Raw genomic sequence first — 13,590 nt, 5'->3', positions numbered from 1 at the left:
CGCCGCGGCCGTCCGCGGAGGGCTCCTCGGCTGGGAGCCGCCGGCTCGGGGGCAATACGAGCCGGGCGTTCAGTTGACCTCGACCGGTTGGCCGCCGAGGGTGGCTTCGACGGTTCGCTCGCCGTCGCCGATCACCAGGGTCACCTTGTCGCCGGGGGCGTGGGCTCGGACGGCGGCCACCAGGGCGTCGGCGCCGTCGATCCGGCGGTCGTTGAGGCGGGTGATGACGTCGCCGGGGGCGAGGCCCGCCTTGGCGCCGCCGCTGTCGGGGACCACCTCGTTGACCAGTGCGCCCAGGCCGTCGGGGTCGTCTCGGACGGTGACGCCCAGGACGGTCTGGGTGGCTTGGCCGGTGTCGATGATCTGGTCGGCTGTGCGGCGGGCCTGGTTGATCGGGATCGCGAAGCCGATGCCGACCGAGCCCGCCTCGCCGGAGCCCGCGCCGGGGCTGTAGATCGCGGAGTTGATGCCGATGACCTGGCCCTGCATGTTGACCAGCGGGCCGCCGGAGTTGCCGGGGTTGATCGCGGCGTCGGTCTGGATGGCGTCCAGGACGGTGGCCTGGCTGCCGTCCTCGCCGCCTGCGCGAGTCGGGCGCTGCAGGGCGCTGATGATGCCGGAGGTGACGGTGCCCGCCAGCTCGAACGGCGACCCCACGGCGACCACGCTCTGGCCGACCCGCAGGTCATCCGAGCGCCCCAGCTCGGCGACGACGAGGTCGCCGATGTCCTGCGCCTTGACCACGGCGACGTCGGATGTCGGGTCGCGCCCGACGACGGTGGCCCGCGCGGAGCGGCCGTCCTGGAACACCGCGGTGATCCGCCCACCCTCGGCGGCGGCCTCGATGACGTGGTTGTTGGTGACGATCAGGCCGTCCTCGCTGATCACGAAGCCGGACCCCTCACCGGCAGCGTTCCGTCCGCGCACCTGCAACTGGACGACGCTGGGCAGCACCTTCGCCGCCACCGCCTCGATGGACCCCGAGGGCGCGGGCGTGTTGGCCTGCTTGGCGGGCGGCGGCACGTTCAACGCGTTGGCGCTCGACGAGCCCGCCTGGCTCTCGGCGACGAGGTAGCCGCCCGCGGCGCCCGCCCCACCGCCGACGAGCAACGCCAGCGCGGTCACGCCCGCGATCAGGGCGCCGGACCGCTTCTTCTGCGGCTGCTGGAAACCACCGGTCGAGGGGTGGTGGGCGTGGTGCCCGGGGGCGGAACCGCCGAACAGAACCTGCTGCCCGGACGGCGCCGTGTGGGTGGGACGGGCCCACTCGCTGTGCTGCCAGGACTTGGTGTCGTGGGGCCGCTCCCAGCCGGTGGCCTCGGACCGGTGCTCGGTGGAGCGCTGGTCGGCCGGGCCGTGGCTCCCGGGATAGCCAGCGTGGCCGTGCCCGACCGGCTGGCGGTCCGCAGAGCCGTGATCGGCAGGACGCTGCGCGGAGGGGCTGCGGTCGGCGGGATGACCAGCCAGGCCGTGGTCGACAGGACTGTGGTCGGAAAGGCCACGGTTGCCGGGCTGGTCGGCCTGGCCGTGGGCCGCAGGATTCTGGTCGGAGAGACCATGGTTGCCGGGCTGGTCGGCCTGGCCGTGGGCCGCAGGATTCTGGTCGGAGAGACCATGGTTGACGGTGCGGCCCAAGGCGGCCGGGCGTTGGTCGGTGGAGCCTTGGTCCGCCGGACCTTGGTCGGCGGGGCGCTGCTCGGTCAGGCCATGGTCGGCGGAGCGTTGGTCGGTGGGAGCGCTCGACGGGGCGTCGGCGGGGTGGCCGTCGGTGCGGCTGGGCGGTGACTGGGGGGCGGAGCCACCGTCGGCGGCCGAACCAGCAGCGGTGCCGGAATCAGCGCCAAAGCCAGAGCCAGCGGAGGCGCCAGTACCAGAGCCAGCGGCGGCGCCAGCGCCAGCGGCGGCGCCAGCGCCAGAGTCGGAGTCGGCGGCGGAGCCAGCGCCAGAGTCGGAGTCGGCGGCGGAGCCAGCGGCGGCGCCAGTGCCAGAGTCGGAGTCGGCGGCGGAGGCGGCCTCGGCGGGACCGGTGCCAGCGCCAGCGTCGGCAGAAGCGGCCTCGGCGGGACGGGCACCAGCGTCGGCGGAAGCGGCGTCGGTGGGACCGGCGGCGGCGCCAGTGGCGGCTTCCCGGCGGGGGCCGGGGGCGTCGGAGCCGGGGTCGGACATCGGGGTTCCCCCTGGGGGCGTGGTGACGGGCACGGCTTCCGGGTGGTCGGGGCCCTGCTCCCCGACCACCCGGTCGCCGGATGTCGGTTGTCCGGGGCCCTGCTCCCCGGACGAACCGTGGCTCATATTCGGGGTGTTCCCCGGGTGCTGGCGGTCAAAACCCGTCATGACACCACCATGCGCGTCGTGACTGAGAAGGAGCTGAGGAGGGCCTGTGGGGCCGCCTAGAACCCGTATCGGGGCGGGGCCGCGCGGAGGCGGGCGGCGAGGTCTTCGGGTTTCACGTCGTTGATCCAGACCGCCATGCCGGACTCCGAGCCCGCCAGGTACTTCAGTTTGTCCGCTGTGCGCAGGATCGAGAACACCTGCAGGTGCAGCCACGCCAGCTCGCGGCCCTCGGTCACCGGAGCCTGGTGCCATGCGGCGATGTAGGGCAGTTCCCGGTCGTACAAGCCGTCCAGCCTGCCGAGCACCCGCAGGTACAGCTCCGCGAAGTCCGCGCGTTCCGCCGCCGTCAGCGCGGGCAGGTCAGGCACCTGGCGGTGCGGAACCAGGTGGACCTCGACCGGCCACCGCGCCGCCTCGGGGACGAACGCGGTCCAGTGCGCCGACTCCGCGATGACCCGGGGGCCCGCGCGTTCGGCCGCCAACACATCGCCCATCAGCGGGCGGCCGTGCTCAGCTAGATAAGCCGACGCCGTCGCCAGCATCCGTTCTGTGCGCGGGGTGACAAAGGGGTACGCGTAGATCTGCCCGTGCGGATGGGCGAGCGTGACGCCGATCTCGTCGCCGCGGTTCTCGAACGGGTACACCTGCGCCACCCCGGGCATAGCGCTCAGCGCGGCCGTGCGGTCGGCCCACACGTCGACGACCATGCCCACGCGTTCCAGCGACAGCTCACCGAAGGACGTCGTGTGGTCGGCGGTGAAGCACATGACCTCGCAGCGCCCCAGGTCGCCGGAGAAGGACGGGAAGCGGTTCTCGAACACCACCACGTCGTAGTCCGCTTCCGGCACCTCCGTCGGGCGGCCCGGCGCGGAAGGACACAGTGGACACAGCCCGGCGGGCGGCTTGTACGTGCGGCTCTGCCGGTGCGCGGCCAGCGCGACGCACTCGCCGGTGAGCGGGTCGCGGCGGATCTCCGAGGCAGCGCCGCGCGGCGGCAGGTCGCGGGTGTCGACGGCGGTGCGCTCCGGCGCCCCGTCGGCGTCGTAGTAGTGGATCTCCCGGCCGTCGGCCAGCAGCCGGACCGTGTGCCTCATTCCGCGACCCGCGCGGACTCCGGCACGTCGGCGACGATGAGCTCGCCGACGCGGGCGGCCAGGACCTCCCTGGCGTCGTCGGCGATGCCCTCGTCGGTGACGAGCACGTCGGCCTCGCTCAGGTCGGCGATGGTGGAGATGCCGACCATGCCCCACTTGGTGTGGTCTGCCAGCACGACGAGCCTGCCGCCCGCCTCGACGAGCGCCCGGTCGGTCTCGCTCTCGTTGAGGTTCGGCGTGGTGAAGCCCGGTCCGTCGGCCATGCCGTGCACGCCGAGGAACACCATGTCCAGGTGCAGGGAGCGCAACGACTGCACGGCGACCGGCCCGACCAGCGCGTCCGACGGCGTGCGCACGCCGCCGGTGAGCACGACTGTCCTGTCCGGACGGTCGGTGCGCAGCACGTCGGCCACCCTGATCGAGTTCGTCACGACCGTGATGTCCGGGACGTCGTCGAGGTGGCGGGCGAAGGTCCACGTCGTGGTGCCCGCGGAGATGCCGATGGCGGTCCCCGGGCGGATGAGCGAGGCCGCCCGCGCGGAGATCGCGTCCTTCTCGGCCAGCGCGCGCACGGACTTGGCCTCGAACCCGGGCTCGTCGGTGCTGCGCCCGACGACCGAGGTCGCGCCGCCGTAGACCTTCTCGACGAGGCCGCGCTTGGCGAGCACGTCGAGGTCGCGCCGGATGGTCATGTCGGACACACCCAGCCTGGTGACGAGCGCGTGCACCTGGACGGCCCCGCTGCGGCGGACCTCGTCCAGGATCACCTCCTGGCGCTGACGGGCAAGCACAACACAATCGTACACACTCGAACGGTCGATTTTGTTGTTGTCACCCGGGGTGACCGGGCAGTCGCATCGCCATGAGCGCGCCGCCGTCCACCGAGCGGCCCGCGTAGACCGAGCCGCCGTGGCGCTGCGCGGCCTGCTTGACGATCGCCAGCCCCAAGCCCGACCCGGGCAGCGTGCGGGCCTCCTCCGAGCGGTAGAACCGCTCGAACACGTGCGGCAGGTCGGCGTCGCTGATCCCCGGGCCCTGGTCGGCGACCTGGAGGAACGCGTAGCCGGTGCCCGCGTCGTCCAGGGTCACCCGCACCGTGCCGCCCGGCGGGCTGAACTTGACCGCGTTGTCGAGCAGGTTGAGCACCGCGCGCTCCAGCGTCGCGGCGTGGCCGATGAGGTGCCACGGCCGCAGGTTCACCTCGAACCGCACGTCGCCTGCCCGGCGGCGGGCCCGGTCGAGGGCCTGTTCGACCACCTCGGTCAGCTCGACGTGCTCGTGCACGTCGGCGCCCGCGTCGGTGCGGGCCAGCTCGACCAGGTCGCCGATGAGCTGGGTCAGCTCGTCGAGCTGGGCGCGCAGGTCGTCCTGGATCTCGGCCTTGTCCGTGGGCGACAGCGTCGGCGCGCCGGGCCGTTCCGAGGCCAGCAGCAGCTCCAGGTTGGTGCGCAGCGAGGTCAGCGGGGTGCGCAGCTCGTGCCCGGCGTCGGCGACCAGCCTGCGCTGCCGCTCCTGGGCCTCGGCGACCGCGCCCAGCATCGTGTTGAAGCTGTGCGTGAGGCGGGCGAGCTCGTCGTCCCCGGCCACGGGAATCGGCCGGAGATCACCCGTATAGGTGACGTGCTCGGTGGCCGCGGTGAGGCGCTGGATGGGTCTCAGGCTGCCGCCCGCGACCGCGAGACCGGCCAGGGCGGCGACGATGATCCCCCCGCCGCCGATCACCACGAGGACGACGGCCAGCTTGGCCAGCGTCGCCTTGGTGGACTCCAGCGACTGGGAGAGCACGAGCGCGGTGTTGTCGAGGAATGTGTACTTGACCGCGTACACGCGCGAGTCGGTGCCCTGGTCGGTGCGGACGTTGCTCTGCAGCAGGCCGCGGGCGACCTTGAGCTCCTCATCGCGGATCGGCGGCCGCGCGACCGGCCGGTCGATGGAGATCGCCGACTCCCCGGACGCGTCGATGACGTCGAACTTGACGTCGGAGAGCTCCAGGAAGAACACCGGGATCTCGGTGCGGCCCTCGGTGATCACCCGGGTGTTGTCCAGCAGCGCGTTGGCCCGCTCGATCAGGTTCTCGTCGACCTGCTGGTGCATCCCCTGGTAGACGGTGATGTAGGCGCCGAGGGAGACCAGCGCGACCGCGCCGCCCACGCACAGCGCCGCCAGCAGGCTGATCCGGGAGCGCATGGTGACGCGCTGGCGGGCGCCGGTCGGTGCGGTCATCAGGGCGGGGTCTCCCGCAGCACGTAGCCGACGCCGCGCACGGTGTGGATCAGCCGGGGCTCGCCGTCGGCCTCGGTCTTGCGGCGCAGGTAGCCGATGTAGACCTCCAGCGCGTTGCCGGAGGTGGGGAAGTCGTAGCCCCAGACCTCCTCCAGGATGCGGCTGCGGGTGAGCACCTGCTTCGGGTGGCTGAGCAGCAGTTCGAGCAGCGCGAACTCGGTGCGGGTGAGGCTGATCGCCCGCTCGCCGCGCACGACCTCGCGGGTGCCGGGGTCCATGCGCAGGTCGGCGAAGGACAGCCCGCCCTCGGACTGCTTGGCCTGGTCGGGGGTGGCGCGGCGCAGCAGCGCGCGCAGCCGGGCCAGCAGCTCCTCCAGGGCGAACGGCTTGGGCAGGTAGTCGTCGGCGCCCGCGTCGAGCCCGGCGACCCGGTCGGAGACGAGGTCGCGCGCGGTGAGCACGAGGATCGGCAGGTCGTCGCCGACGCCGCGCAGCCGCCTGCACACCTCCAGGCCGTCGAGCCTGGGCATCATGACGTCGAGCACCATCGCGTCCGGCCTGCTGCCGGAGTCCATGACCAGCTCCAGGGCGGCCTGGCCGTCACCGGCGAGGTCGACCTGGTAGCCGTTGAACTGCAGCGACCGACGCAACGAGTCGCGCACGGCCCGATCGTCATCGACCACGAGAATGCGCATGTCGCCAGTGTTCCTCTTGCTGCTGAGACGCGCCTGAGAGAGGGCCTCAGAACTCGTCGGCCATGCGGGCCGGACGCGCGGCGCCGATCAGCCGGTCGAGTCCGGAGGCGTCACCGCCGGTCAGCAGCCCGGCGCGGCGCAGGGTCGCGCTGTCGGCCGCCCCGGTGTACCAGGCGGACAGACCGCGCGCGGTGATGTGGACCGCTCCCGCTCCGCCGGGCTCGTAGCGCACGGCCGTGCCGTCCCAGACCAGCCGGTGGCGGCCGGAGTTCCAGGGCGCGTCGGCGTCGTCGACCTCGATGTCGACGGTGAACGGCCGGGCGTGCGCCGCGGCGGGCCAGCCGCGGGCGTCGACCGCGGCGGGGAGGTCGACCACGCGCAGCATCCACGGGTGGACGTCGACCGGGCCCTCGGCGCGCGGGACGAGCAGGTCCACGGCCGGGTCGATCAGGCGGAGGCCGACCTCGGCGACCACCGTCGACCACGCGGTCAGCCCGGCGAGCAGGGTGGTCGCGGTCTCGGCGTCGTCGGCGACCAGGTCGTGCACCACGAGCCCGTCATCGCGGCGGTCGGCGGTGAGGTAGCCGCTCAGGCCGTCCTGGCCGTCGACCACGTGGACGATGTCGAGTTTCAGCACGTCGGCGAGGGTGAAGGCGGGGGCGGAGCGGTCGAGCATGCCGTCCACGCGGGCGGCGGTGCGCAGGTAGGCGGCGTGCAGCGCGGGCAGGTCGGCCTCGACGGCCGGACGGACCGGCCGCGTGGGCCGCAGGCGCGCCAGCGCGTGCGTCGGGACGCGCAGGCGCTCGGTGGTTCCCGCCAGCTCCCAGCCGTACCGCCGGTAGACGTCGGCAGCGCTGGGGTACAGCGCCGCGATCGGCTGCCCCGCGACCCGCATCATGCCGAGCAGGCCGCGCAGGAGTTCCCCGGCGACGCCGCGCCCGCCGACGTGCGGGAGGACGACGACGCTGGCCACTCCCCCGCACGGCACCGCGCGCCCGCCGAAGAACTGCCCGTAGCGCCACACCCGGGCCGCGCCGACCGGACCGGTCGGGTCCTCGGCGACCAGCCCGGACCACCCCTCGCCGAGCGGACCGCCGCCGCCGAAGGCGAGCCGCCGCATCCGCTGCACGGCGTCGGTGTCGCCGGGCTCGAACGGCCGGACGGTCACCATGTGAAGAACCCCTGGCCGCTCTTGCGGCCGAGTTCGCCCCGGGCGACCTTCTCGCGCAGCAGGGCGGGCGGCTCGAACCGCGGCCCCAGCTCGCGTGCCAGGTGCTCGGCGATGGACAGCCGCACGTCCAGGCCGACGAGGTCGGTCAGCCGCAGCGGGCCCATGGGCCAGGCGTAGCCCAGCCGCATGCCGGTGTCGATGTCCTCGGCGGAGGCCACGCCCTCGGCCAGCATCCGGATCGCCTCGAGGCCCACGGCCACGCCCAGCCGCGAGGTGGCGAACCCGGGCGAGTCGCGGACCTCGATGACCGTCTTGCCCAGCGCCTCCGCCCAGCCGCGCACGCGCGCGAGCACGTCGGCGCCGAGCCCTTCGTGGTGGACCAACTCGACGAGCGCCTGGACCGGCACGGGGTTGAAGAAGTGCATGCCCAGCACGCGCTCGCCCGGCAGGCCGTCGGCGAGCGCCGAGATCGACAGCGACGAGGTGTTGGACGCCAGCACCGCGTCCGGGCAGACGGCGGCCACCTGGGAGAGCACGGTCTGCTTGAGCGCCAGGTCCTCGGGGACGGCCTCCACGACCAGACCGGCGTCGGCGGGCAGCTCCGCCAGCGAGTCCACAGTGGACAGTCCGGCCAGCGCGGCGGCCGCGTCGGCGATCTTGCCGCGGTCCTGGGCCTTGGCCAGGGAAGCGGCGACGGCGTCAGCGCCCGCTTGCGCGCGAGCGGCGTCGGCCTCGGCCAACACAACGCGTGACCCCGCGACCAGGAACACGTGCGCGATTCCGGCGCCCATGGTTCCCCCACCCACCACGACAACGGTTCCCGGGACGCTCACAGTGACGCTCCTTTAGTCTTTGGCGGTGCATCCAGCCTATGTACCTGCCACAGGATGCTGACAACCGGCACCATGGAAGCGTGCGGATCATCCTCCTTCGGCACGCTGAGAGCATCGGCAACGTCGACGAGCTCGCGTACTGCCGCGTCCCCGACCACGCGCTGCCGCTGACCGAACGCGGCGAGGCGCAGGCGGAGGCGGCGGGCGCGGAACTGCGGGCGCTGCTCGGCGACGAGAAGATCGCCGTCTACGTCAGCCCGTACGTGCGGGCCGTGCGCACCCTGGCCCTGCTCGGCCTCGGGGAGCGGGTGGTGCGCCGGGTCGAGGAGCCCCGGCTGCGCGAACAGGACTGGGGCAACCTGCAGGACCCGGTCGAGCAGGAGGTGCAGAAGCGCAAGCGGCACGAGTTCGGCCACTTCTTCTACCGGCTCGCGCACGGGGAGTCCGGGGCCGACGTCGACGACCGGGTGGCGAGCTTCCTCAACGAGCTCGAACAGCGCGTGGAGTACGACACGTCACACCCGAAGACCGCCCTGGTCGTCTCGCACGGGCTCACCACCCGGCTGCTGTGCAGGCGGATGTTCTCCTGGAGCATCGACCTGTTCGAGTCGCTGTCCAACCCGACGCACTGCGAGCACCGGATCCTCACCTACGCGGGCGGCCGCTGGCACCTCGACCGTCCGTTCGAGCAGTGGCGGACCTCCCCGGACGGCTCCAGTCAGCTCTAATGGGGTCGCGCGGCTCTAATACCATTCAGGGGCATCCCCCTACTTTGGAGAGTCAGCCGATGAGCGACCAGCCCGTGGTCCGACCCGCCCCGATCAGCGGCTTCAGCGAGTGGCTGCCCGAGGTGCGCCTGGTCGAGCTGCATTGGCTGGACCGCATCCGGGCCACCTTCGAGCGCTACGGGTTCGCCTCGATCGAGACCCCGTCGGTCGAGTCGCTGGACGTGCTGACCGCCAAGGGCGAGACCTCGCAGGAGGTCTACACGCTGCGGCGGCTGCAGGCCGACCCGCGCGACACCAGCGACGCCAAGCTCGGGCTGCACTTCGACCTCACCGTGCCGTTCGCCCGCTACGTCGCCCAGCACTTCAACGACCTGGTCTTCCCGTTCAAGCGGTACCAGATGCAGCGGGTGTGGCGGGGCGAGCGGCCGCAGGAGGGCCGCTTCCGCGAGTTCACCCAGTGCGACATCGACGTGATCAACGTCGACAGCGTCCCGCTGCACTTCGACGCCGAGCTGCCCAGGATCATCCACGAGGTGCTGACCGGGCTCGGCCTGCCGCCGTGGTCGCTCAACATCAACAACCGGAAGATCCTGCAGGGCTTCTACGAGGGCCTGGGCATCGGCGACCCGCTCGCGGTGATCCGGATCGCCGACAAGCTCGACAAGATCGGCGTGGCCGGCGTGTCCGACCTGCTGGCAGGCGCGGGCCTGTCGCCAGAGCAGGTCACCGCCTGCCTCGACCTGGCGCAGATCAAGGGCTCGGACGCCTCCGTCGTCGACGAGATCACCCGCCTCGGCGTCAAGTCCGACCTGCTCGCCGAGGGCCTGGACGAGCTGGGCTTCGTGCTGGAGTCGCTGGCCGACCTGCCCGACGGCAGCGTGGTCGCCGACCTGTCGATCGCCCGCGGCCTCGACTACTACACCGGCACGGTCTACGAGGGGAAGTTCCTCGACTGGCCGAACTACGGCAGCATCTGCTCCGGCGGGCGCTACGCCAACCTGGCGGGCTCGTTCATCCGCCGCGACCTGCCCGGCATCGGGCTGTCGATCGGCCTGACCCGGATCTTCGCCAAGCTCGTCGCCGAGGGCCTGCTGCGGACCGGGCCGATGACGCCCAGCCAGGTGCTGGTCGTCGTCCCGTCCGACGAGCGCCGCGCCGACGCGCTGGCCGTGGCCGCGCGGCTGCGCGAACGCGGGTACAACACCGAGATCTACCACCAGGCGGACAAGCTGAAGAAGCAGCTCAAGTACGCCTCGCAGAAGGGCATCCCGTTCGTGTGGTTCCCGCCGTTCGAGGACGGCAGGCCGCACGAGGTGAAGGACATGGCCTCCGGCGCGCAGACCGAGGCGGACCCGGGGACGTGGACGGCATGAGCGGCGACATCACGGTCCTGCTCGGCCAGCGGGTGGCCGACGCGCTGGCCCCGCTCGGCGTGGAGATCACGCCGGATGAGGCGCTGATCAGGCCGTCGACCCGCCCGGGCGCGGACTACCAGTGCAACGTGGCGATGAGCCTGGGCAAGAAACTGGGCAGGCCGCCGCGCGAGCTGGCGCAGGCCATCGTCGACGGCATGGCCGCCCCCGAGGTCGAGGCGCCGGAGGTGGCCGGGCCGGGGTTCATCAACCTCGCCCTGCGCACCGACTGGCTCGCCGCGCGGCTGTCCTCGCTCGACGACCGCGTCGGCGTGGTGCCCGCCGCCGAGCCGCGCCGGTTCGCCCTGGACTACTCCAGCCCGAACGTGGCCAAGGAGATGCACGTCGGGCACCTGCGCTCGACGATCATCGGCGAGTCCCTGCTGCGGCTGCTGCGCTTCGCCGGGCACGAGGTCGTCCCGCACAACCACCTCGGCGACTGGGGCACCCCGTTCGGCATGCTCATCGAGCACCTGTCGGAGCTGGGCTGGTCCGGCGACCACACCATCGGCGACCTGAACGGCTTCTACCAGGAGGCCCGCAAGAAGTTCGACGCCGACCCGGACTTCGCCGACCGCGCCCGGCTGCGCGTGGTCGCCCTGCAGAGCGGCGACGAGCCGACGCTGGCGCTGTGGCGGGACCTGGTGGAGGAGTCCACCCGGCACTTCGCCAAGGTGTACGAGCTGCTGGACATCTCGCTCACGCCGTCGGACATCTACGGGGAGAGCTTCTACAACCCGTACCTGGCCGAGGTCATCACCGAGATGGAGGCCCAGGGCATCACGGCGGTCAGCGACGGCGCGGTGTGCGTGTTCCCGCCGGGCTTCGCCAACCGCGACGGCGACCCGCTGCCGCTGATCCTGCGCAAGCGCGACGGCGGCTACGGCTACCCCGTCACCGATCTGGCCACGGTCCGGTACTGGATCCGCGACCGCGGCATGACCGACCTGCTGTACGTGGTGGGCACGCCGCAGGCCCAGCACTTCCAGATGGTGTTCGCGGCCTCGCGCATGGCGGGCTACCTCGGCCCGGGGAACACCGCCGTCCACATCGGATTCGGCACCATCCTGGGCGAGGACGGCAAGACCATCCGCACCCGCGCGGGCGGGACGCTGAAGCTGGTCGACCTGCTCGACGAGGCCGTGCAGCACGCCGCCGCCCTGGTGAAGGAGCGGTCGTCGCTGGACGCCGACGAGCAGGCCGAGGTCGCCCGCGCGGTCGGCATCGGCGCGGTGAAGTACGCGGACCTGTCCGGCGACCGGGAGAAGGACTACACCTTCACCTGGGAGCGGATGCTGGCGACCGAGGGCAACACGTCGGTGTACCTGCAGTACGCCAACGCCCGCATCCACTCGATCCTGCGCAAGGCCGGGGAGTCCGCGCCGGGCGAGATCGTCATCACCGAGCCCGCCGAGCGCGCGCTGGCCCTCAAGCTGGCCCAGTTCCCGACGGCGATCGCCGCCGCGGTCGAGGGGTACGCCCCGCACAAGCTGTGCCTGTACCTGTTCGAGACGGCGACGGCGTTCACCTCCTTCTACGACAGCTGCCCGATCCTCGCCGCGACCACCCCGGAGCCGGTCCGCCGCTCCCGGCTCGCCCTGGCCGTCCTGACCTCCACCGTGCTGACCCGCGGCCTGAGCCTCCTCGGGATCGAGGCGCCGACCCGCATGTGACCTGGGGTGATCTGCGCGACCCCGGGGAACAACCCGCCGCCGCCCGTCGTCGCATTCAGTGGATCATCGGATGTGGAGGTCGGGGTGGGCGGATTCACCGCAGGGGTCGACAGCCTGCGCGAGGCCGCGTCGGCGGCGGGCGCGCTGGGCGAGGAGTTGCGCGCGCGGGCGGGGGGCCTGCTCACCGCGGACATCGGCGACCCCGGGCACGCGGGGCTGGCCCAGGAGATGCGCGCCTTCGCCGAGCGCCTGCGCGCCCTGGCGGACGGGTTCACCGACGAGGTGGACTCCATCGGCGAGCGGCTCACCGCCTCGGCGGCGGCCTACACCGACACCGACGGCGAAGCGGCGGGGGTGTTCACCGCGTGGCTGAGCTGACCATCCCGGGCGACGTCGCCGCGATCCGGGCCGACGCCGAGCGCTGGCGGCGCTTCGGCGAGGCGCTGGAGGTCGCGCAGCGCGGGGTGGCCGCGCTGGCCCCGGAGTGGGAGGGCGAGGCGGCGCTGGCGTTCGCGGCGTACCAGGAGCGCACGGCGCCGGGCTGGCTGGCCGCCGTGGACGCCTGCCACGCCGCGGGCCGGGCCGTCGCGGCGTACGCGGACACGCTGGAGTGGGCGCAGCGGGAGGCCGAGACCGCGCCGGAGGACGACCACGAGCGCATCCGGACCCAGGTCGCGACCGCAGGCGACGACGCCGTGCTCGCGGTGCGCGCCGCCGACGCCCAGGCCCCCCGGACCCTCGCCCAGCCGGGCGCGTCGGGCAGCAAGTGGGACGACGTGGTCGGCGATCACCCCGACCCGAGCACGATCAACGCCGAGGGCAGGCGCACCCACATCCTGTGGGGCGACCACCGCGGCGGCGGCCACCACCACGACAGCGGGGTTCCGGGCAAGACGGTGTTCCCGGAGGACTGGGACGACGACAAGATCATGGACACGGTGGACGACGTCGCCCGCGATCCGGACCAGGCCCCGCAGCGGCAGGACAACGGCAACTGGATCGCCGAGGGCACCCGTGACGGCGTGCGCGTCGTGGTGATCGTCGATGACGACGGCGACGTGGTGACCGCCTATCCCGAGTACGGCAGGGGCGTCTGCCGCAACGACGAGGAAGGCGACCCGCAGCCGCTCTCCCCCGAGGAGAACGGCGGCCGCAGCAGCGTCGACATCGACGAGGAGCTCGACGACGCGCAGGAGGCCGACGACCACGCCGAGGAGGCCGAACACCGCGCGGACGAGCACGAGGAGGCCGCCGAGGAGGCCGCTGAGGCGGGCGACCACGAGGCCGCGTCCGAGCACAGCGCCGCCGCCCAGTCCCTGCGCGACGAGGCCGACACCTCGCGCATGGTCGCCGACCAGCACCGCGAACGGGCCGACCGCGCGCACGACGCCGACCGCGACGCGTCCTCGTTCTGGAACCTCTGAAGG

Annotated in this window: 13 protein-coding genes; 6 read left to right on the top strand and 7 right to left on the bottom strand. The window is 72.8% G+C overall.

Annotated elements, in window-relative coordinates:
• Positions 1-69: 69 nt before the first annotated feature.
• Positions 70-1,125, bottom strand: a complete 1,056-nt coding sequence (locus Actkin_RS03055) for a S1C family serine protease (protein ID WP_396122933.1) — start codon at positions 1,123-1,125, stop codon at positions 70-72.
• 252 nt (positions 1,126-1,377) lie between these two features.
• Between Actkin_RS03055 and Actkin_RS03050 the strand changes: the two genes are divergently transcribed.
• Positions 1,378-1,785: a hypothetical protein gene (locus Actkin_RS03050; RefSeq protein WP_258908099.1), complete on the top strand. Its 408-nt coding sequence runs from the start codon at positions 1,378-1,380 to the stop codon at positions 1,783-1,785.
• 605 nt (positions 1,786-2,390) lie between these two features.
• Here Actkin_RS03050 and galT read toward each other — a convergent pair.
• The 6 genes from galT to Actkin_RS03015 are packed head-to-tail and all read right to left on the bottom strand — an operon-like array spanning position 2,391 to position 8,350.
• Positions 2,391-3,428: a galactose-1-phosphate uridylyltransferase gene (gene galT, locus Actkin_RS03040; protein ID WP_258905802.1), complete on the bottom strand. Its 1,038-nt coding sequence runs from the start codon at positions 3,426-3,428 to the stop codon at positions 2,391-2,393.
• Positions 3,425-4,219: a DeoR/GlpR family DNA-binding transcription regulator gene (locus tag Actkin_RS03035; RefSeq protein WP_258905801.1), complete on the bottom strand. Its 795-nt coding sequence runs from the start codon at positions 4,217-4,219 to the stop codon at positions 3,425-3,427. The genes galT and Actkin_RS03035 overlap by 4 nt, the downstream gene beginning before the upstream one ends.
• Positions 4,220-4,259: 40 nt before the next feature.
• A complete protein-coding gene (locus Actkin_RS03030; protein WP_189208520.1) occupies positions 4,260-5,651 on the bottom strand; it encodes a sensor histidine kinase in 1,392 nt (463 codons plus the stop codon).
• The gene (locus Actkin_RS03025) at positions 5,651-6,346 is read right to left on the bottom strand and encodes a response regulator transcription factor (RefSeq protein WP_189208521.1); all 696 of its coding nucleotides are present in this window, start codon (positions 6,344-6,346) and stop codon (positions 5,651-5,653) included. The genes Actkin_RS03030 and Actkin_RS03025 overlap by 1 nt, the downstream gene beginning before the upstream one ends.
• A gap of 46 nt (positions 6,347-6,392) precedes the next feature.
• On the bottom strand, positions 6,393-7,517 hold the full coding sequence (eis, locus tag Actkin_RS03020; RefSeq protein ID WP_258905800.1) for a GNAT family N-acetyltransferase: 1,125 nt from the start codon (positions 7,515-7,517) through the stop codon (positions 6,393-6,395).
• Positions 7,511-8,350: a 3-hydroxyacyl-CoA dehydrogenase family protein gene (locus Actkin_RS03015; protein ID WP_189208522.1), complete on the bottom strand. Its 840-nt coding sequence runs from the start codon at positions 8,348-8,350 to the stop codon at positions 7,511-7,513. The genes eis and Actkin_RS03015 overlap by 7 nt, the downstream gene beginning before the upstream one ends.
• 80 nt (positions 8,351-8,430) lie before the next feature.
• Between Actkin_RS03015 and Actkin_RS03010 the strand changes: the two genes are divergently transcribed.
• From Actkin_RS03010 to Actkin_RS02990, 5 genes are all read left to right on the top strand, one after another.
• On the top strand, positions 8,431-9,078 hold the full coding sequence (locus Actkin_RS03010) for a histidine phosphatase family protein (RefSeq protein WP_189208523.1): 648 nt from the start codon (positions 8,431-8,433) through the stop codon (positions 9,076-9,078).
• 59 nt (positions 9,079-9,137) lie between these two features.
• Positions 9,138-10,451: a histidine--tRNA ligase gene (gene hisS, locus Actkin_RS03005; protein ID WP_258905799.1), complete on the top strand. Its 1,314-nt coding sequence runs from the start codon at positions 9,138-9,140 to the stop codon at positions 10,449-10,451.
• Positions 10,448-12,163 carry an arginine--tRNA ligase gene (argS, locus tag Actkin_RS03000; RefSeq protein ID WP_258905794.1) on the top strand — a complete coding sequence of 572 codons (1,716 nt, stop codon included), beginning with the start codon at positions 10,448-10,450 and terminating at the stop codon, positions 12,161-12,163. The genes hisS and argS overlap by 4 nt, the downstream gene beginning before the upstream one ends.
• A gap of 84 nt (positions 12,164-12,247) precedes the next feature.
• Positions 12,248-12,541 carry a DUF6317 family protein gene (locus Actkin_RS02995; RefSeq protein WP_258905793.1) on the top strand — a complete coding sequence of 98 codons (294 nt, stop codon included), beginning with the start codon at positions 12,248-12,250 and terminating at the stop codon, positions 12,539-12,541.
• Positions 12,529-13,587 (top strand): putative T7SS-secreted protein, encoded by a 1,059-nt coding sequence (locus tag Actkin_RS02990; protein ID WP_258905792.1) that lies wholly within the window; start codon positions 12,529-12,531, stop codon positions 13,585-13,587. The genes Actkin_RS02995 and Actkin_RS02990 overlap by 13 nt, the downstream gene beginning before the upstream one ends.
• Positions 13,588-13,590 lie beyond the last annotated feature (3 nt).

The sequence above is a fragment of the Actinokineospora sp. UTMC 2448 genome (assembly GCF_024760565.1).
In the GTDB taxonomy this organism is placed as follows: domain Bacteria; phylum Actinomycetota; class Actinomycetes; order Mycobacteriales; family Pseudonocardiaceae; genus Actinokineospora; species Actinokineospora fastidiosa.
The sequence above is the reverse complement of the archived record's forward strand: the minus strand, read 5'-3'. Positions and strand labels throughout refer to the sequence as shown.

Bases quoted from the DNA above. Each gene is read 5' to 3' on its own strand.
- Actkin_RS03025 (WP_189208521.1), bottom strand. From the start codon at position 6,346: ATGCGCATTCTCGTGGTCGATGACGATCGGGCCGTGCGCGACTCGTTG.
- eis (WP_258905800.1), bottom strand. From the start codon at position 7,517: ATGGTGACCGTCCGGCCGTTCGAGCCCGGCGACACCGACGCCGTGCAG.
- galT (WP_258905802.1), bottom strand. From the start codon at position 3,428: ATGAGGCACACGGTCCGGCTGCTGGCCGACGGCCGGGAGATCCACTAC.
- argS (WP_258905794.1), top strand. From the start codon at position 10,448: ATGAGCGGCGACATCACGGTCCTGCTCGGCCAGCGGGTGGCCGACGCG.
- Actkin_RS03030 (WP_189208520.1), bottom strand. From the start codon at position 5,651: ATGACCGCACCGACCGGCGCCCGCCAGCGCGTCACCATGCGCTCCCGG.
- hisS (WP_258905799.1), top strand. From the start codon at position 9,138: ATGAGCGACCAGCCCGTGGTCCGACCCGCCCCGATCAGCGGCTTCAGC.